13 protein-coding genes and 1 pseudogene are annotated in these 18,609 nt (G+C 62.8%); 7 read left to right on the plus strand and 7 right to left on the minus strand.

Features of this window, described 5'->3' with window-relative positions:
* Window positions 1-56 precede the first annotated feature (56 nt).
* From dusB to hemF, 5 genes are all read left to right on the plus strand, one after another.
* Entirely contained in the window at window positions 57-1,079 is a 1,023-nt protein-coding gene (dusB, locus tag DIE29_RS11810; RefSeq protein WP_114649987.1) for a tRNA dihydrouridine synthase DusB, read from the plus strand.
* Window positions 1,076-1,312 carry a helix-turn-helix domain-containing protein gene (locus DIE29_RS11815; RefSeq protein WP_102042546.1) on the plus strand — a complete coding sequence of 79 codons (237 nt, stop codon included), beginning with the start codon at window positions 1,076-1,078 and terminating at the stop codon, window positions 1,310-1,312. The genes dusB and DIE29_RS11815 overlap by 4 nt, the downstream gene beginning before the upstream one ends.
* A 64-nt stretch (window positions 1,313-1,376) precedes the next feature.
* The gene (purH, locus tag DIE29_RS11820; RefSeq protein WP_114649988.1) at window positions 1,377-2,960 is read left to right on the plus strand and encodes a bifunctional phosphoribosylaminoimidazolecarboxamide formyltransferase/IMP cyclohydrolase; all 1,584 of its coding nucleotides are present in this window, start codon (window positions 1,377-1,379) and stop codon (window positions 2,958-2,960) included.
* 13 nt (window positions 2,961-2,973) lie between these two features.
* The gene (gene purD / locus DIE29_RS11825) at window positions 2,974-4,248 is read left to right on the plus strand and encodes a phosphoribosylamine--glycine ligase (protein ID WP_114649989.1); all 1,275 of its coding nucleotides are present in this window, start codon (window positions 2,974-2,976) and stop codon (window positions 4,246-4,248) included.
* 56 nt (window positions 4,249-4,304) lie between these two features.
* A complete protein-coding gene (gene hemF, locus DIE29_RS11830) occupies window positions 4,305-5,219 on the plus strand; it encodes an oxygen-dependent coproporphyrinogen oxidase (protein ID WP_114649990.1) in 915 nt (304 codons plus the stop codon).
* Window positions 5,220-5,313: 94 nt separating this feature from the next.
* Here the strand turns inward: hemF and DIE29_RS11835 are convergent, their stop codons facing one another.
* Genes DIE29_RS11835 through hemC form a run of 4 tightly spaced genes read right to left on the minus strand, consistent with a single transcriptional unit; the run spans window position 5,314 to window position 9,541 of the window.
* Window positions 5,314-6,525 carry a heme biosynthesis HemY N-terminal domain-containing protein gene (locus DIE29_RS11835; RefSeq protein WP_114649991.1) on the minus strand — a complete coding sequence of 404 codons (1,212 nt, stop codon included), beginning with the start codon at window positions 6,523-6,525 and terminating at the stop codon, window positions 5,314-5,316.
* Window positions 6,526-6,534: 9 nt separating this feature from the next.
* A complete protein-coding gene (locus tag DIE29_RS11840) occupies window positions 6,535-7,764 on the minus strand; it encodes a uroporphyrinogen-III C-methyltransferase (protein WP_102042551.1) in 1,230 nt (409 codons plus the stop codon).
* Between the two features lie 9 nt (window positions 7,765-7,773).
* Complete coding sequence (locus DIE29_RS11845) at window positions 7,774-8,568, minus strand: uroporphyrinogen-III synthase (protein ID WP_102042552.1); 795 nt, start codon at window positions 8,566-8,568, stop codon at window positions 7,774-7,776.
* Between the two features lie 10 nt (window positions 8,569-8,578).
* The gene (gene hemC, locus DIE29_RS11850; RefSeq protein WP_114649992.1) at window positions 8,579-9,541 is read right to left on the minus strand and encodes a hydroxymethylbilane synthase; all 963 of its coding nucleotides are present in this window, start codon (window positions 9,539-9,541) and stop codon (window positions 8,579-8,581) included.
* A gap of 378 nt (window positions 9,542-9,919) precedes the next feature.
* On the opposite strand from hemC, the gene ppc reads away from it, so the two are divergent.
* On the plus strand, window positions 9,920-12,673 hold the full coding sequence (gene ppc / locus DIE29_RS11855) for a phosphoenolpyruvate carboxylase (protein WP_114650325.1): 2,754 nt from the start codon (window positions 9,920-9,922) through the stop codon (window positions 12,671-12,673).
* Between the two features lie 128 nt (window positions 12,674-12,801).
* On the opposite strand, the gene DIE29_RS11860 is transcribed toward ppc, so the two are convergent.
* Window positions 12,802-13,116, minus strand: coding sequence for a type IV pilin protein (locus DIE29_RS11860; RefSeq protein WP_114649993.1), 315 nt, complete (start codon window positions 13,114-13,116; stop codon window positions 12,802-12,804).
* 56 nt (window positions 13,117-13,172) lie between these two features.
* Here DIE29_RS11860 and DIE29_RS11865 point away from each other — a divergent pair, with 56 nt between their 5' ends.
* Window positions 13,173-14,207, plus strand: coding sequence for an IS630 family transposase (locus DIE29_RS11865; RefSeq protein WP_114649170.1), 1,035 nt, complete (start codon window positions 13,173-13,175; stop codon window positions 14,205-14,207).
* A 20-nt stretch (window positions 14,208-14,227) separates the two neighbouring features.
* On the opposite strand, the pseudogene DIE29_RS11870 reads toward DIE29_RS11865, so the two are convergent.
* Both DIE29_RS11870 and DIE29_RS11875 read right to left on the minus strand, forming a co-directional pair.
* A pseudogene (locus tag DIE29_RS11870) lies at window positions 14,228-14,317 on the minus strand (prepilin-type N-terminal cleavage/methylation domain-containing protein); the annotation flags it as partial.
* Window position 14,318: 1 nt separating this feature from the next.
* Window positions 14,319-18,602: a pilus assembly protein gene (locus tag DIE29_RS11875; RefSeq protein WP_237269453.1), complete on the minus strand. Its 4,284-nt coding sequence runs from the start codon at window positions 18,600-18,602 to the stop codon at window positions 14,319-14,321.
* Window positions 18,603-18,609: the final 7 nt, after the last annotated feature.

Consider the following 18,609-nt stretch of genomic DNA (forward strand, 5'->3'; position numbering starts at 1 on the left):
ACCCCCTAAGCCGTATGGGGTAAAATGCCGCCCTTTCCCCCACGCTCGACCGCCCCATGCAGTTTGCCGGTTTCACCCTGCGCAACAACCTGTTCGTCGCCCCCATGGCCGGGGTAACCGACCGTCCTTTCCGCCAGCTTTGCAAGAAGCTGGGGGCCGGACTTGCGGTGAGCGAAATGGTGACCTCCAACTCACTGCTCTACGGCAGCGCCAAAACCCGCCGGCGGGCCAATCATGAAGGCGAAGTGGCGCCGATCTCGGTGCAGATTGCTGGCGCCGATCCGGCGATGATGGCCGAAGCCGCGCGCTACAACGCCGAGCGCGGGGCGCAGATCATCGACATCAACATGGGCTGCCCGGCCAAGAAAGTGTGCAATGTGATGGCCGGCTCCGCGCTGCTGCAGGATGAGCCGCTGGTCGCGCGCATTCTTGAAGCGGTGGTCAAAGCCGTGCCCGACACCCCGGTGACGCTGAAATTCCGTACCGGCTGGAACCGCGAAAACAAAAACGCCCCCAGGATTGCGCGCATCGCGGAAGACGCCGGTATTCGCGCCATTGCCATCCACGGTCGCACCCGCGCCGACCAATACATGGGCGAAGCGGAATACGACACCATCGCCTTGGTCAAAACCCTGGTGCGCATCCCGGTCATTGCCAACGGCGACATCGACAGTCCGCAAAAGGCCAAGTACGTTCTCGACTACACCGGCGCCGACGGCGTCATGATCGGCCGTGCAGCCCAGGGCCGGCCTTGGATTTTCCGCGAGATCGAACATTATCTGGCCACCGGCCAGTTGGCTGCGCCGCCGCTGGTGAGCGAAATCCATCGGGTTTGTCGCGAGCATCTGGCCGATCTCTACGCCTTCTACGGTGAGGAGACCGGCGTCAAAGTGGCGCGCAAACATATCTCCTGGTACACCAAGGGCCTGGTCGGCTCGGCCGCATTCCGCCGGGCGATGAACCAGTTGCCCGACATCTCCGCCCAGCTCGACGCAGTGGATGCGTTCTTCGGCCAGCTTGCCGAAGCCGACTCCCATCTGCGTTATGAAGAAGACTTTCCGCAGGAGCTCGCAGCATGAGCCGTTCCAACGACATCGCCGAATCCGTCCAACGCACCCTTGACCAGTATTTCCGCGATCTGGACGGCGAGCGTCCGGCCGCCATCTACGAGATGGTGATCCGCAACGTCGAGCGCCCGATGTTCGAATTCGTGCTGCGCCAGGCAGGCGGCAATCAAACCGCCGCCGCCAGCATGCTGGGCATCAACCGCAACACCCTGCGTCGCAAGCTCACCGAATACGATCTGCTGTGATCGGCCGGCTCCACCGCCCGCGCCGCGCCATGTGTGTTTCCCCCTTTCTGTTGCAGAGCCCCATATGACTGTCACCCAAGCCCTGATCAGCGTGTCCGACAAGCGCGGCGTGCTCGACTTTGCCCGCGAACTGTCCGCGCTTGGCATCAAACTGCTGTCGACCGGCGGCACCGCCGCGCTGTTGCGCGACGCGGGCCTGGCCGTCACCGACATCTCGGAGCACACCGGTTTTCCGGAAATGCTCGACGGCCGGGTCAAAACTTTGCATCCCAAGGTGCATGGCGGCATTCTGGCGCGCCGCGACCTGGCCGAGCACATGGATACCATTGCCGCGCATGACATCAGCCGTATTGATCTGGTGGTGGTCAACCTCTACCCCTTTCAGGCCACCGTGGCGCGCCCCGATTGCCCCCTGGAAGACGCCATCGAAAACATCGACATCGGCGGCCCGGCCATGGTGCGCGCCGCTGCCAAGAACCATGGCAATGAGGCCGGCGGCGTGGGCATTGTCACCGACCCGGCCGATTACCCGGACATCCTTGCCGAGCTCAAAGCCCATGCCAACACACTGAGCTACAAAACCCGCTTTGCGCTCGCGGTCAAGGCGTTCACCCACACCGCGCGCTACGATGCGGCGATCTCCAACTATCTCTCCGCGCTGGTCAGCAACCCGGCCGGCGACCTGTCCGCGCAAACCTACCCGGAACGCCTGCAACTGGCTTTCGACAAGGTACAAAACCTGCGCTATGGCGAAAACCCGCACCAAAGCGCTGCCTTCTACAAAGAACCCAATGCGCCGGAAGGCGGTATTGCCGGCTACACCCAGTTGCAAGGCAAGGAGCTGTCGTTCAACAACATCGCCGACGCAGACGCCGCCTGGGAATGCGTCAAATCTTTCGACACCACCGCCTGCGTGATCGTCAAACACGCCAACCCCTGTGGTGTGGCGCTGGGCGCCACCGCGCTGGAAGCCTACCAAAAAGCCTTTTCGACCGATCCCACCTCGGCCTTTGGCGGCATCATCGCCTTCAACGTCGAAGTCGATCGCGCCGCTGCCGAGGCGGTCTCGGCTCAGTTCCTGGAAGTGCTGATCGCTCCGGCCTACAGCGCCGAAGCGCTGGAACTGCTGCGCGCCAAGCAGAACGTGCGTGTGCTCACCTGCCCACTCGGCCAGCCTGCCGGCGCATTCGACTACAAGCGCGTAGGCGGCGGGCTGCTGGTACAAAGCGCCGACCAGGCGCGGATTACGCCGGCCGATCTCAAGGTGGTCACCCGGCGCGCGCCCACCGAAGCCGAACTGGCCGACCTGCTGTTTGCCTGGCGGGTGGCCAAATATGTCAAATCCAACGCCATTGTGTATTGCAAGAATGGCATGACCGTCGGAGTCGGTGCCGGGCAGATGAGCCGGGTGGATTCGGCCCGTATCGCCAAGATCAAGGCCGAAAGCGCCGGCCTGACGATCGCAGGCTGCGTAGTCGCCTCGGACGCCTTCTTCCCTTTCCGCGATGGGCTGGACGTGCTCGCCCAAGCCGGTGCCACCGCAGTCATCCAGCCCGGCGGCTCGATGCGCGACGCCGAAGTCATCGCCGCGGCCGATGAGCACGACATCGCCATGGTCATGACCGGCTTGCGCCACTTCCGTCACTGATCGGAGTCCGCTCATGAAAGTCCTCGTCATCGGCTCGGGCGGACGCGAACACGCCCTGGCCTGGAAACTGGCCCAATCGCCCAAGGTCACCCGGGTGCTGGTCGCGCCGGGCAACGCTGGCACCGCGCGCGAACCGTTGCTGGAAAACGTAGCGGTGACCGCAATTCCCGATCTGGTCGAGTTGGCCCGCAATGAAAAGGTCGCTTTTACCGTGGTCGGCCCCGAAGCGCCGCTCGCCGCCGGCGTGGTGGACGCCTTCCGTGCGGCGGGCCTGCCGATCTTCGGCCCGCTGCAGGCCGCCGCCCGCTTGGAAAGCTCCAAAGACTTTGCCAAGGAGTTCATGGTCCGCCACCACATCCCGACCGCAAAGCACCGCACCTTTACCGATGCCGGGCAAGCGCATGCCTATGTCGACACCGAAGGCGCGCCCATCGTCATCAAGGCCGACGGTCTGGCGGCCGGAAAAGGCGTGGTCGTGGCCATGACGCTCGCCGAAGCGCACGCGGCCATCGACATGATGTTACTCGACAATAAGATGGGGGATGCCGGCGCACGCGTGGTCATCGAGGAATTCATGCAGGGTGAAGAGGCCAGCTTCATCGTCATGGCCGACGGCAAGCACGCGCTGGCGCTGGCCACCAGTCAGGATCACAAGCGCCTCAAAGACGGCGACCAAGGCCCCAACACCGGCGGCATGGGCGCCTACTCCCCCGCCCCGGTAGTCACCCCGGAAGTCCATGCGCGGGTGATGCGCGAAATCATCCAGCCCACGCTCGCCGGCATGGCCGCCGACGGCACCCCCTATACCGGTTTCCTCTATGCCGGGCTGATGATCGATGAAGCCGGCAAACCGCGTGTGGTGGAATTCAACTGCCGCATGGGCGATCCTGAAACCCAGCCCATCATGATGCGCCTGAAAACCGACCTGGCCGATCTGATCGAAGCGGCAATCGCCGGCCGGCTCGACCAGGTCGAAGCCGAATGGGACCGCCGAGTGGCGCTGGGCGTGGTCCTGGCCGCGGAAGGCTATCCGGACAAACCGCGCAAGGGCGATGTCATCGCCCATCTACCGGCCGACAGCGACGAGATGCACGTCTTTCATGCCGGCACCGTGGAGCAGGACGGCCAGTTGCTCACCGCTGGCGGGCGGGTGCTGTGTGTCACCGCGCTGGGCGACAACATCCGCCACGCGCAAAAGGCCGCCTACCAGGCCGCCGACCAGATCCAGTTTGCCGGTCGCCAGTATCGCCGCGACATCGGCCACCGCGCCGTGGCGCGCAAAAACTGAGCCCTTGCCGCCGGCGCGGCCATGTCCGTGCCGGCTTTTGCCCTCCGCCCATCACCATGGCCGCCGACTTCACCGCTATCAAACCGTATTTCACCGATCTGCAAGCCCGCATCGTCGACCGGCTCGAAGCCTTCGACGGACAGTCCTTCCGCGCCGATGCCTGGGAGCGTCCCGAAGGTGGCGGCGGACTGACCCGGGTCATCGAGGAAGGCGATTTTTTCGAGCGCGGCGGAGTCAATTTCTCTCATGTGCATGGCAAGACCATGCCGGCCTCGGCTAGCGCACACCGTCCGGAACTGGCCGGTCGCAGCTTCCAAGCCATGGGCGTGTCGCTGGTGCTGCATCCGCGCAACCCCTACTGCCCCACGGTGCATATGAATGTGCGTTGCTTTGTCGCGCTGGCCGATGGCCAGGCGCCGGTGTGGTGGTTCGGCGGCGGCATGGATCTGACGCCCTACTACGGGTTCGAGGACGACGTGCGCCACTTCCACGCCACCTGCAAAGCCGCGGTGCTGCCCTTCGGCGGCGAGGCGCAATACCGTCGGCTCAAAGATTGGTGCGACCGTTACTTTTTTCTCAAACACCGCAATGAGCCGCGCGGTGTCGGCGGACTGTTTTTCGATGACCTCGGCGCGGACGGCAACACTCCGTTCGAAACCGCCTTCGGCCTTACCCGCGCGGTGGGCGACGCATTTCTCGACGCCTATCTGCCCATCGTCGAACGCCGTCGCAACACTCCCTACGGTGCGCGCGAACGCGACTTCCAGGCCTACCGCCGCGGGCGCTATGTGGAATTCAACCTGGTATTGGACCGCGGCACCCTGTTCGGCCTGCAATCGGGCGGACGCACCGAATCCATCCTGATGTCGCTGCCGCCGATCGTCAAATGGCGCTATGACTGGCAACCGGAACCGGGCAGCGCTGAAGCGGCACTCTACGAGCGTTTTCTGAAACCCCGCGACTGGGTGTGAGCGGCACACCGGATCGAGGCCGCCCAAGCCACTGACGACATTTCAGCACGTCTTTCCGCGAGCCAAAACCGGCTGCGCAGCCTGCCGCCTTGGCTCAAACAACGGCAGGCAGGCTGGCCTGCGCCGTGGTCGGGGCCGCCGACATTTTGGCCGCTGCGCGATAATGCGCCTGTGCCGCCTCACCCTGCCCTAACTGCTCCAACAAACCGGCCAGCGCCAAATGTGTTTCCACCGCCGGTTCGAGCCCCAAAGACAACTCCAAATAACTGCGCGCCTTGCCCCATAACTGCGCCTGCAGACACGAGCGCCCCAGGGCGAGCAACAGTCCGGCATCCTTGGGATGCGCTTGGAGCCATTTCTCGGCCTTGGCCAGACAGGCCACCGCATCGTCCTGCCCGCACAGCGCATAGAGACGCGCCAGTTCGGAATCCCATTCGGCGTCGAGCAACTGCTCTAACTTGCGACGCGCCAGCGCCCCCTGTCCGCCAGCGACCAACAAGGGCACGGCGCGCTCGACCATCCGACGGTCCTTCATTTCAGCCGCCGGAATCGCTTTCCAGTACTCGGCCAACGCCTTGCCGTCGCCAACCAGTTCCCGCATCCGCTCGACATGCGCCCGTCGGATCAGCGGCGCCACCTGTTCATCCGACAGCGCCTTGTGCTTGTAGAGCTGACGGGCGAGCTTGAGCACCTCATCCCAGCGGTTCAGCGCCGAAGCCACCCGCAGCGACAGGCGCAGCGCGGCGATTTGCCGATTGCCGAGCAAACGCAGGGTCTCCAGACGTTCTGCGGCCAACTCGAAATTGCGATCTTCCACCGCCAGCTCGGCTTCGCTCATCAGCCGTGCGGCGCGCGCTTGATCGCCATACTCGGCCACCCGGCCCAGCCAGGTCTTGTAACGGGTTTCGTCGCGCATCGCGTGCGCCGCACGGGCCGCCAGCAACGCCGCCATGGCCGGGCTTTCGCCACTGCGATAGGCTTTGTCGGCAAACTTGACCGCCTGCGCATAGCGCCCTTCGAACAGGGTGCGCAGCGCCTCACGCAGCGCACGCCCGGCCTGCTCGCGCCGCCGCCGGTCACGGAAAGCGCCCACCGCACCGGGCAGCGCCAGGGTACGCCGCACCACCCTGACCAACAGGTAGGCCAGCACAAAAGCCACCAACAAACCGATGATCGCCAAGTTGAGCGACAACTGCACGCGGTATGGCGGCACCACCAGCAGCACATAACCGGTGTTGATGCTGGCCGCGGTTGCCAACGCAGCAGCCAGAGCAAAGATGCCGATGAGCCAGATCAGCGCACGCATGATCCGCCCTCAGTGCTCGGCCGGCGCGGCGACACCATGGCCGGCCGCGGCTGGCTTGTCGCCAGCGGAAATGCCTTCCGCTCCACCGTTGGCCGGTCTTGCCTGCAGCAGACGTAAGGCGGGCACGCTATCGAGCATCACGCCGTGATCGATCGCCACCGGCGTGGCCCCCAACTTGTCCAGCTCCGCGAGCAGGGTTTGCACACGCTCGTCCCGCGTATCGAAAAAGCGTTCGACCCACTGGCGCGCCTGAGCGAGATCGGCCTGGAAATTACGCCCGTCGCGCGCCAGTAACGCAAGTCTTGCGGTCAGCAGGCGGATTTTGAGGTTTTCGCGCAAAAAGGTGCTTTGGGCAGGCGCCAGCAACACCGGCTCGGAGCGATCCAACCGCTCCACCCGCACCAGGGTTTTGATTTCACGCCAGATATCGCCCAGCAGGCTAGTGATGAAGTCAAGCGCAACCGCGCCTTGGGGCGCAGCCACAGACGCCGTTTCTTCGGATCCAGACTGCGGCGCAGCCAGCTCACCCGCATAGGCCAGCGGCAGCGCATCCACGCCCTCGAGCATCCGCTCCAAGCGCAGTGCCATACCTTGCACATCGCTTTGTGCCACGCTGCGCAACTGTTCGATGTCGCGCACGATCGCCCGGCGCAGCGGCGCCAACTGTCCGCGGTCCAGCAGCGCAAGACGGCTTTCGGCGCTCTGCAGGGCAATCAAAGCGGCCTCCACATTGCCGGCGAGCGCAAGCTGCTGATCGGCGATGACGATGGCCTGTTCGACTTCGGCCAACGCGCGGTCTTCCCGGGAACGGGAGAATTCCTGATAAAGCGCTTCCAGCGCGGCGGCCTGCCCCTCGGTGGCTGCCACTTTGGACTCCAGGGCCCCGAGCTTGCCCTGCAGCGTTGCAATCGCCTCCTGTTGCTGACGGCTCAACGCCCGCGCCTCACCGGCCACCGCGTCCGCTGCGGACAGCCTGCGGGCCAATTCATCGCGCAAATCGGCAACCTGTGTGCGGGTCTGCCAGGCCTGCCAGCCCGCCACCGCGGCCGCAGCGGCCGCAACCGCGGCGAGCAACAGGGCAAGCCCGCTCGCGCCGCGGCGCGCTGGCGGTGCCGGACGGTTGGAGATCGGTTCGCCCGGTGCGGATGCCGCAGCGGACGCGGGTGCAGCATCGGCGGATTGAGCGGCTGCATCCTCGGATGCAGGCGGTCGGGTAAGCGCAGGGATGTCTTCTTTCATGCCTTCAGTTTAACCGAGGCTGTGGCCAAAGTGCGTCTGAAGCGCGTCGAGCAGGCCGGCATCACCCGGCGCGGTCTCGATGACGCGGGCAAAGCCGGCCAGCCCGGCCTGCGCCACGATGCGCGGATGCGACGCAAACACCGGTACAGCGGCGAGCTCAGGCGACAGCTCGCCCCCCAAGAGGGCGATCAGATTGCGCACCCCTTCGCTGCTGGTCAAACTCAGCGCATCCAGCTCGGCGCGCGCGGCAAGCTCCTGCAAGAGCTGCGGCGCAACCTGCGGTCGAGTGCGGCGGTAACAGGTCACATACTCGACTTCGGCCCCGCGTTCGCGCAAGGTGTCGCCGAACAATTCACGCCCGCCATCGCCACGGAAAACCACCACCCGCCGACCGCGTATCGCCTGCGGCGCAAAGGCCGGCAGGGCGAGTACGGCTTCGCTGTCGAAACCGCTCTTTGGCGCAATCACCCGGTCGAAACCGTGTTCGGCCAGGGCGCGCTCGCTGCCCGCCCCGACCGTGGCCACGGCAACCCGTGCCGGCCAGTCGCGCACCTTGCTGAGCACCTTCAAAGCATGCTCCACCGCGTTTGGGCTGACAAAAAAAGCGTAATCGAAGTCTTCCAGGCGTGCGGCCAGCGCATGCAGGGCCGACGGGTCTTCCAACGGCTCGATGGCCATGAGCGGAAACCGGATCGGCACCCCACCGCGACGGGCGATTTCTTGGCATAGCGCATCCGCCTGTCCAGCCGGCCGGGTCACCACCACCCGGCGGCCGGCCAGGGGGAGCAATCCATCCGCTGACATCGCCACCGCTTCAGCCCAGCTCGGCCAGGATGGCTTCGGCGCCTTGCGCCCGTAAGTCATCGGCCAGAGCGCGCCCCAGCGCTTCGGCCTCGGCCGGGTCGCCTTCCCGCTCGGCACGCACCATACGGCTGCCGTCTGGCAGTGCGACAAAGCCGCGCAGCCACAGACGGCCGCTGCGCAGTTGGCCATACGCCCCCAGCGGCACCTCGCAACTGCCGGCCAACGCAGCGGCCACAGCGCGCTCGGCACGCACACAGGCCGACGTATCGGGGTCATCGAGCGGCGCCAGCCAGGCCGCCACTTCCGGACGACTGGCCAAGCACTCGATGCCCAACGCGCCCTGTCCCGCGGCTGGCAGCGAGACCTCGGCAGGCAGCACCGCGCGGATGCGCTCGGACAACCCCAGGCGCTTCAAACCGGCCGCCGCCAAAATGATGGCGTCGTACCGACCTTGATCGAGCTTACGCAGGCGGGTGTCGAGGTTGCCCCGCAGGCTGGTCACCGCCAAATAAGGGTGAGTGGCATGCAACTGTGACTCGCGCCGCAACGACGAGGTGCCGACCACCGTACCTGGTGGCATGTCGTCCAGACTGGCATAGCGGTTGGATACGAACGCATCGAACGGCAGCTCGCGGGTGCAAATGCATGCCAGCGTGAAAGGCTCGGCCAATTGCATTGGCACATCCTTCATCGAATGCACGGCGATGTCGGCCCGGCCATCGAGCAAGGCGGTTTCCAGCTCCTTGACGAACAAGCCTTTGCCACCCACCTTGGCCAGCGGGCGATCCAGAATCTGGTCGCCGCGTGTAGTCATCCCCAACAAGCTCACCCGGCAGGCGGGATACAATGCCTCGAGCCGCGCCTTGACATGCTCGGCCTGCCACAGGGCCAGACGGCTTTCACGGGTGGCGATGACGATGCGCTCGGGCGCGACGCAGGCAGCTTGGGTACGGCTCACGGCGGGGGCACTCATGAAAAGAAGACACAAAGCAGAGCTGAAGTTCGAGGCAGCTTTTCGCCGCAGCGCAACACATCAGGGTTGACACGCATGGCGAAAAGATTGCGGACGATTCTAGCATGCCACGCCGCTCACCCTTGAGGCCGCAGCGCGCTGACCCGCCCAACCGATCCGGAACCGGACGCGCCGCAAGAGCACTCTTGCGGGCACTGCGTGGCACGGTAAAAGTTGCGCCGAGCACGAAAAATTCCGTCGATGGCGGCAGCCCATAGCTCAGGCGGCAGATGGCTGGCCAACTTCTCCCGCCGGCAACTGTGTTAGGCCACCGCCCTCCGCGCGGAGAGCGCGTAAATGCCCGCTACCTTTGAACCAACCGCACCCAAGACTCGCAAAATGGCCGAAAACAACACACCCACCGACAAGGATGCGCCGCTGCGCGAAGATATCCGGCTTTTGGGCCGCCTTTTGGGCGACACCGTGCGCGACCAATTGGGCGAAGCCAGCTTTGCGCTGATCGAGCGCATCCGCCAGACCTCGGTGCGCTTTCGCCGTTACGAGGATCTGGAGGCCCGTCGCGAGTTGGAAGGCATCCTGGACGCCCTGGCGCGCGAACAGACCATCCAGGTGGTGCGGGCCTTCAGCTACTTTTCGCATCTGGCCAACATCGCCGAAGACCAGCATCACATCCGCCGCTCCCGCGCCCACTTGCTGGCCGGCTCCGCCCCGCGCGAAGGCAGCCTGGCCCATGCACTGGATAAAACCTCGCGGGTGCTGGGCGAAGCGGCCACCGAGGCACTCACCCGCTTTTTCAACCAAGCCCTGGTCTGCCCGGTGCTGACCGCCCACCCGACCGAAGTACAGCGAAAGAGCATCCTCAACTGTCAAACGGTGATCGCCCGCCTGCTCGACGAACGCGACCGCATGCGCTTGACCCCCGAGGAAGCGGCCGCCAACGACGCCGCTTTGCGCCGCGCGGTGCTCACACTGTGGCAAACCCGCATGCTGCGCCCGGTGCGCTTGTCGGTGATCGACGAAGTCAACAACGGGCTGTCCTACTTCGAGACCACTTTTTTGCGCGAACTGCCGCGTCTATACGCCAACGTAGAAGACCGCCTGGGTACCTCCAGCGGCGAACTGCCGGCTTTCTTGCAAGTTGGCAGTTGGATCGGCGGCGACCGCGATGGCAACCCCTTCGTCACCGCTGAGGTGCTCGAACGTGCGCTCGCGCTGCAGGCCGCCGCCGTGCTCGGCTTTTATCTAGAGGAACTTCATGCGCTGGGCTCCCAGCTCTCGCTCGCGGCGGGCTTGGTTGAAGTCTCCGATGCGCTGCAGGCGCTGGCCGACCGTTCGGCGGACCACTCCCCGCATCGCCGCGATGAACCGTATCGGCGCGCAATCGCCGGCATGCATGCCCGCTTGGCGGCCACCTGGAGCGCTTGGCTGGGCAGCTCACCGCCTAGCCGGCCGGTGGGCCCGGCCGCGCCCTACCTACGGCCCGCCGAGCTGGCCGAGGATCTCAACACCATTGACCGCTCGCTGGTGGCCAACGGCTCGGCCGCGCTCGCTGGCGGGCGGCTGCGCCACTTGCGCTGCGCGGTCAAAGTGTTTGGCTTTCATCTGGCGCCCATCGACCTGCGGCAAAACGCCGACGTACATGAACGTGTGGTCGCCGAACTGCTCGCCACCGCAGGCGGCGTAGCCAATTACCGGGCGCTGGACGAAGCCGCGCGGGTTGCGCTTTTGCTCCGCGAACTCGCCAGCCCCCGCCCTTTGGCCTCGCCGCACCTGCGCTATAGCGACGAAACCGAGTCCGAACTGGCCATCTTCCGCGCCGCGCGCGCCGCCCACCTGCGCTTTGGCCCCGCCGTCATCCAGAACTGCATCATCTCCAAAACCGATGCGGTCTCCGATGTCCTTGAACTGGCCGTGCTGCTCAAAGAGGCGGGTTTGTTACGACCGCATGAGAACGCGCTGGATGTCAATATCGTGCCGCTGTTCGAGACCATCGAAGACCTGCGCAACGCGCCGGGCGTGATGGATCGCCTGTTCACCCTCGAACCCTACCGCGCGCTGCTGGCCTCACGCGGTTTCCTGCAAGAAGTCATGCTGGGCTATTCGGACAGCAACAAGGACGGCGGCTTTTTGACCTCGGGCTGGGAGCTTTACAAAGCCGAAATCGGCTTGGCCGAAGTCTTTGCCCGCCACCGGGTGCGCATGCGCCTGTTTCACGGCCGCGGCGGATCGGTGGGGCGCGGCGGGGGGCCGAGCTACCAGGCCATCCTCGCACAACCAGGCGGGGCGGTGCAGGGCCAGATCCGGCTGACCGAACAGGGCGAAGTCATCGCCGCCAAGTACGGCAACCCGGAAGTGGGTCGCCGCAACCTTGAGGTGCTGGTAGCCGCCACCCTGGAGGCCAGCCTGCTCTCCGGCGAAGCGCTCGCGCCGGATCCGGCCTTTCTGGACACCATGCAGACGCTCTCCGACAGCGCTTTTTCCGCCTACCGCGGCCTGGTGTACCAGACCCCCGGTTTCGAGGACTACTTTTGGCAATCCACGGTGATCAGCGAGATTGCCGAACTCAACATCGGCTCACGCCCGGCCTCGCGCAAGAAGGGCAGACGCATCGAAGACCTGCGTGCCATTCCCTGGGTGTTTTCGTGGTCCCAATGCCGGCTGATGCTGCCCGGCTGGTACGGCTTTGGCAGCGCGGTCAAAGCCTGGCTGGCCACCCACCCGCAAGAGGGGCTTGCCCACCTGCAACGCATGTACCGGGAGTGGTCTTTCTTTGCTACCTTGTTGTCGAACATGGATATGGTGCTCGCCAAGACCGACCTCGCCATTGCCGCCCGCTACGCCGAACTGGTGCATGACAGCACACTGCGCGAGACGATCTTCCAACGGATCTGCCGTGAATGGCAGGACACGGTCGATGCCTTACTGGCCATTACCGGCCAGCAGGAACTGCTCGATGGCAACCCGCTATTGAAGCGCTCGATCCGCAACCGCTTCCCCTATCTCGACCCACTGAACCATGTCCAGGTCGAACTGCTGCGCCGCCACCGCGAACACCCCGGCGACGACCAACTGCGCGGAGGGCTACACATCTCGATCAACGGCATTGCCGCCGGCTTGCGCAACAGCGGCTGAAACGCAGTAAGCCGTACCCGGCAACCGGTTGCAAAACGGGCTTGTCCGAACGGGGTAATCGACCGCCTCCCTATTCGATCGCCTCCCCATTGCGGACAAGCCCGCTCCCGGTTACGTCGTCACAAACCTCACCAACAATCCGCCACCTGCCCAGTACCCGATTCACTCCGGGCCCCGGTCTCATCGAGCCCCAAGGTGCCGCAGCGCGTATCCGCTGCTTGTGGCCCTTGCGGCACAGCCTGTAAGTCAAACGATGAGGCAGTCGCGCCGCTCAAACTAAAGTTGTAGAACCCAGCCAACTCGGTTCGGCAGGCGGTGTTAGGCAAGGCGGGCGGATTGCCGTCGCTGTCCACATAGCGCATGTTGGTCGTGTAGTAACGCTCCATGAACTGCGCCAGTTCCAGTAAGCACCCGGTGGCCGCTGCGCGCCGTGTACGCAGCACGTGCTCCTGATACTGAGTTTCCCATAAGTAGTGTCATGTGAGCGATAATATGGCCTATGAAATGCAAACGACTTTCCGACGGCCGAGCTCTCGATCATCACACCTTGCAGGTCATGCGGCAGCAGGCCGTCAAAGCGGTACGTGACGGGCAGACGGTGCAAAGCGTCGCGGCGGCGTATGGCGTGAATGAGCGCAGCGTTTTCCGGTGGCTCGCCGATTTTGCCAATGGCGGACAGAACGCATTGCTCGCCAAGCCGATTCCGGGACGCCCGAGCAAACTCAGCGCCGAGGAGCTTTCGTGGATTGCCAATGCGGTTCGTGACCACAACCCGCAGCAGTTCAAGTTCGAGTTCGGCTTGTGGACGCTGTCTCTGATTCGTCACTTGATCAAACGCCAATTCAAGAAAGAGCTGTCGGTCTCCTCGGTTCACCGCCTGATGAAGATCCTGGGTTTCAGCGCCCAGAAGCCGCTCTACCAGGCGTGGCAGCAAGACCCCGTCCTGGTGCGCACTTGGGAGACGGAGACCTACCCCGCGATTCGCGCTGAAGCCAAGCGGCTCGGAGCAACGATCTACTTTGGCGACGAGTCGGGCATCCGCTCGGACTACCACACCGGCACGACTTGGGCGCCACAAGGCCGGACGCCGGTGGTGCAGGCGACGGGTCGGCGCTTCTCGCTGAACATGATCTCGGCCGTCGGCACGCAGGGCGAATTTCGGTTCATGCTGCATGAGGGCTCGGTCGGTGCGAAAGTGTTCGTCGAGTTCCTCAAGCGCTTGATGCTCAATGCCGAGAAACCGGTCTTTCTGATCGTCGATGGTCATCCGATTCACAAGGCAAAGATGGTCAAGAGCTACATCGAGAGCTTGGACGGCAAGCTCAAGTTGTTCTATTTGCCGCCTTACTCGCCGCAGCTGAACCCGGACGAAACAGTCTGGGCTCATGTGAAGCGGAAGGTTTCGAGCCAGTTGGTCGAGAGCGCCGAGGAGATGAAGCGACTCGCACTCCGTGCTTTGCGTAGCATCCAGAAGCTCCCCGAACTCGTGAAGTCATTTTTTAGGCAGCCAGAGTGCCGCTATATCCTGGGCTGACACTACTTATTGAAAAGTTAGTAGCTCGGATAGGCAATCGCCGCAAGAATACCAATGATTGCTACCACAACCATCAGCTCGATGAGGGTGAACCCCTTTTGCGCTCTCATCTCAATCCCTCACGATTTCGCGCCAGGAGATACGTCCCAGGCGCTTGGAACCGATGTTGACGCGAATATCCTCGATCTCACCGGTCGAGCCGCCCACCACCAAACGGTCACCGACCAAGGTGGCCTCTCCAGGCATGCCGACGCCAAGATCAACCGACCCGACCACGTCTTTGTCATCGCCGCCGCCCAGTTTGTCGTCATCGTTGAATCTGCCATCATTGTTCAAATCGAACGGCGGATACAGCAAACGACCGCCGGTGAATGGATTGATGGCATTGATAAAGCCGGAACCGCCCGCCACGCAGGGGTCGGGATCCGGGATGATGCTGCTGGCAATCAACACCGGCTCCAGAAGACGATAGAGCACCGAGCGGGTCACAATCCGCTCACCACGCGGGTCGGGGTCCTTGAGGTCTACATACCAGCCCTTTTTGCCGACCATGTCGCCTTCGGTTGCCTCTGAAAACACCCGTACTGCATAGCTGCCCACGGTGCCATCAGTCTCGATGGTCCGTTGCGCCAGGCTCGCCCGCCCGCCGGTGATCCGCGCGTCCTCATCGATCAGTCCGTACCAGGTCTGTACTTTCTGGTCTGACGGGTCGTTGGCATACACATAGCTGCCGGTGCCAAAAAAGATATAGCGCTTGCCATAGTTGAGTGTGTCGCTGGTCACGGTATTGATCCCGGTGGTCACCTGCGCGGTAATCGGCTGCGGGTTGTTGTCGGCATCACGCGCAGTAAAAAACGGCTGTGGTGTGCTGCCTGACCGATAGTAGGATTTCCATTGAGCCGGATTACTGCCACTCAGATCAAAACGCCATACATTGCCTTTGAGATCGCCGGCATACACGGTGTCCACCTTGCCGTTGTTGTCGCTATCGAGCAACGCGGGAGTCGACAGGGCATTGTCTCCGCCCGCTTCGGTGTCGATTTTCTTGATCAGCGCACCGGTGGCCAAGTTGATCAGATACAGCACCGCACGCCCATTGACGCTGTTATGCCCGTTGCCCAGTATCACTGCGGTCACATCGTTTTCCAGCTTTGCAATCTGTGGGCGCCCAAGCACAAAGCCCAAATCGTTGTCACTGGCCGCCGAGTATTCCCACAGCACATCCGCCGCTTCAAAGCGGCCCGGATCGGTTACATCCAGCGCAAACAGCCCTTTTGCGCCTCGCCCGGTGGATGCCACCAAAATGTTCTGACCCGATGTCTCGGTGCGGGTCGAGACCGCGATATCGCCATCTACAAAATAGGTGTGCTGGTAGTCCGGAGACGCCAGCGAAGCGAGTTTGTCAAAAACCAGTGCTGGAATATAGGCAAACAATTCCACCCCGGAGCTTGCGGAAAACGCATGCAGCATGCCGTCGTTGCCGCCCACATAAACCGTATCGGTATCTTTGACGTAGTAGGGCGAAGAATGCACGATGTCGCCCAGCTTCTTGACCCGCGAGCGCAGCGTTCCACCGGACTGTTTTTCATTGCTCGGGTCGCCGCGCAGGTAATTGAGTATCGCGCTGGTGCCAAGCTTGCTCTGCTGGGTGGAACTGAGCTGAGCCCATTCGAACGCGATCCCTTTGGTGCTCGCATCCTTCCAGGTAAAGATATTGCGAGACGCTGCCGCCGGCAGCAGCGCTGAGGCACGCCAGGCCGGCGAATCGCTCACGCCTGAAGCCCCAACGTCATACGCCAACAACTCGCCATCCCAGGTGGCGCTATTGAACTGCGTTTGGAAGACCCGGCTTTCCGCACGCAACTGCTGACCGTTGGAGGTGATGTTGCCCGCGCTCGCGCTGCGTTCGATGATGGTATCGAAACTGCGCTTGAGCGCCTCTTTGAGACGCAGCGGGTTTTGAACGAGAAAATAGGTATCCGGCACGCCGTCACCATCGGCGTCCCATTCCTCCGCCAAATCGGGGCGCCCATTGCTATTGCGATCGACGAATCCGCCCCATTTGGCCGCGTACCATAAGGGGTCGCGAAGCAAGCTGGCCGAAGACGCCCCGGGGGTGAAAAAGCGCTCGCTATAACGCAAGCCAGAAGCCGCCGGCCCTCCGGTGTAGGGCAGTTTATTGCATGAAGCGGGCGGGCTGCTGACATCGCAAGCACCCGGTTCCAGACCCGGCGGAACGTTCAAGTAGTAATACCGATCCACGTTCTCATCCTGCACAACCAGGTACACACCGTCCTTTGTTGTGCCGGAAATGATGTAGCCCATACTGTGCTGGATGCCACCGGCCTGATATTCCGGCGTGAGCTTGACGCGCAAGCGGCCATCCGCCTCGACCGCAATCTCATAGACCACGATTGCATCCATGTCGTGGTCGGCGCCCTGCTCCACGTCCTCGAAATTGATCCGAAAGCGTGCGAAGTACCGCCCGCCGTTGATCGTGGGGTCCGCATCTTCTGGCGAAGAATTGGCGATGGTGTCGACATAGAAATCGACAATCTGGTTGGTCGGCTGAAACTGGCCTTTGGTGTTGGAAATACTCGATCCGCCTACCGACTTGGCAAAAGGTACCAGGGTGATCGCCTTGCCACCGATGTGCGCCACGATGCGCGGCAGAGGCGAACTCAGTACAACGGCGTAGGTGTCGACCCGCTGTTCGCCTTCCAGATCGGTACGAAGACTATTGGTCTTGCCAAAGTGCGCCACCGATGCCGCGTAGTAACTGCCCTGCTTGGTGGGTTCCTCAGGCGCCAAGCCGCGGATATTGCCCAGGGTGGTCACGTTTTTTGCGGTGGGCGCGCCATCGTAGTCGGTGCCCACCTGGCCGATGAAGCGCATCCCGGCCACATCCGGCTCGCCATTGGTGATCGTTTGGGCAATCGTGGCAACATTCAAGCCGGTAAGATCGCCTGAAAAACTGCCAAAGACGCTTCCCGGCAATTGGTCCGAGTCAAACGAGGGATTGATGCCCGACACCACCAACATATTGGGCTTGGCGCACCAATGGGCACTGGCCGCGCTGCCTTTTTGGTATGGATCATCCCAGGTCGCCACCGGCAGACCGATATCCGCATCATAGCCCCCGGATGTAGCAAATGCCGACGTTGCAGCCTTTTTACCGGCAAAATAGCGCAGCGTCTCATACATTATTTCGGCGATCGGATTGCCCCAGTCGACAAACTCGCCACTATTCATCGGCCGGGTCGTCACCCAGCCTTTACGATAAGCATCGTCGCTACGTGTGTTATTGAAATCCCGAATCCGCAGCCCATTCAACGCATTGACGATGGTGGCGTTTGTCTTGAACTGCCCGGTGTTTTGGTCGACTTCGTTCTTGAATGAGGACACCACTTTGCGCAGCACGCCACCGGACATGTTCTTGTTGTAACTGCCGGTCAACAAGCCAAAGTACATGGCATCGTTCTCGCCGTATTCGTGCAGCAAGCCAATTGGCTTCAATGCGCCATTTGGATAGCGCTTGCAGCCATTGGCAAAAGAAGCCGTACAGACCTCAACGCGGACGGTGTAATCCTTGCGTGTTCCATTGTGATTATTGTCATGATGCAGGACTGGGCGTTCGGTCGAGGCCCACTGCCATACCCGCCTGTCTTTACTGTTTTCGATTACCCGCAACAGCGGGGGGCGACCGCTGCAATTGCTCAGGGTTGAGCAATCGCGCCCCATCGTATCCGACAAATTTCCGAAAAAATGCCGATGCCCTGATTTTGGCTGAGAAAGGGGGGTGTAATCGCTGATTTTGTAGCCATCCACCGCTTCACTAGTATATTCCTTGGCCCAAGAGTGCGCGTCTTGGGGAATATAGGCACGGCGTAATATGGTCTGCGAAGCTGTATCCACTTCGCGATAACCGCCATAAAAAACTTTGCGCAGCGCGTCGATCCGGCTGGTGGTGACGTAGTTCAACCAGTTGCCCGACCACCTGCCGCCGGTGCACCGCCCTTGCGCGTCGGCAGCGGCCGCAGGAGTAAAAAGGCCGGTATTGTCATCGCGCGCATTGGTGCCCGAATAGGTGTAACAAAGCGTCGAATCGAACAGGCCGTAGTAGGTGATCGACGGCTTGAAGCGGATATCCAGGGTACCGTCGCCATCGATGTCGCTCGCATCGTTATAAGCCTCGTAAAACAAGGTATGGTCACGACCCACCGTCAACATGCTCATCGGAATCGCCGCCTGGGTTGCAACCAGCGGCGTCTCCGGGATGGCCGGTGCGGCAATCGCTTGGCCCTGAAGGGCAAACAACGCCACAAACAGCGAAACCAGCGACATGCCGGCCTGCACACCGGCCCAACGGGAAGCCGGTCTGACCTTAGATTTCATGATCCAC

Source organism: Pseudothauera hydrothermalis (assembly GCF_003345255.1).
GTDB classification, from domain to species: Bacteria; Pseudomonadota; Gammaproteobacteria; order Burkholderiales; family Rhodocyclaceae; genus Pseudothauera; species Pseudothauera hydrothermalis.

Bases quoted from the DNA above. Each gene is read 5' to 3' on its own strand.
- dusB (WP_114649987.1), top strand. From the start codon at position 57: ATGCAGTTTGCCGGTTTCACCCTGCGCAACAACCTGTTCGTCGCCCCC.
- DIE29_RS11815 (WP_102042546.1), top strand. From the start codon at position 1,076: ATGAGCCGTTCCAACGACATCGCCGAATCCGTCCAACGCACCCTTGAC.
- purH (WP_114649988.1), top strand. From the start codon at position 1,377: ATGACTGTCACCCAAGCCCTGATCAGCGTGTCCGACAAGCGCGGCGTG.
- purD (WP_114649989.1), top strand. From the start codon at position 2,974: ATGAAAGTCCTCGTCATCGGCTCGGGCGGACGCGAACACGCCCTGGCC.
- hemF (WP_114649990.1), top strand. From the start codon at position 4,305: ATGGCCGCCGACTTCACCGCTATCAAACCGTATTTCACCGATCTGCAA.
- DIE29_RS11835 (WP_114649991.1), bottom strand. From the start codon at position 6,525: ATGCGTGCGCTGATCTGGCTCATCGGCATCTTTGCTCTGGCTGCTGCG.
- DIE29_RS11840 (WP_102042551.1), bottom strand. From the start codon at position 7,764: ATGAAAGAAGACATCCCTGCGCTTACCCGACCGCCTGCATCCGAGGAT.
- DIE29_RS11845 (WP_102042552.1), bottom strand. From the start codon at position 8,568: ATGTCAGCGGATGGATTGCTCCCCCTGGCCGGCCGCCGGGTGGTGGTG.
- hemC (WP_114649992.1), bottom strand. From the start codon at position 9,541: ATGAGTGCCCCCGCCGTGAGCCGTACCCAAGCTGCCTGCGTCGCGCCC.
- ppc (WP_114650325.1), top strand. From the start codon at position 9,920: ATGGCCGAAAACAACACACCCACCGACAAGGATGCGCCGCTGCGCGAA.
- DIE29_RS11865 (WP_114649170.1), top strand. From the start codon at position 13,173: ATGAAATGCAAACGACTTTCCGACGGCCGAGCTCTCGATCATCACACC.
- DIE29_RS11875 (WP_237269453.1), bottom strand. From the start codon at position 18,602: ATGAAATCTAAGGTCAGACCGGCTTCCCGTTGGGCCGGTGTGCAGGCC.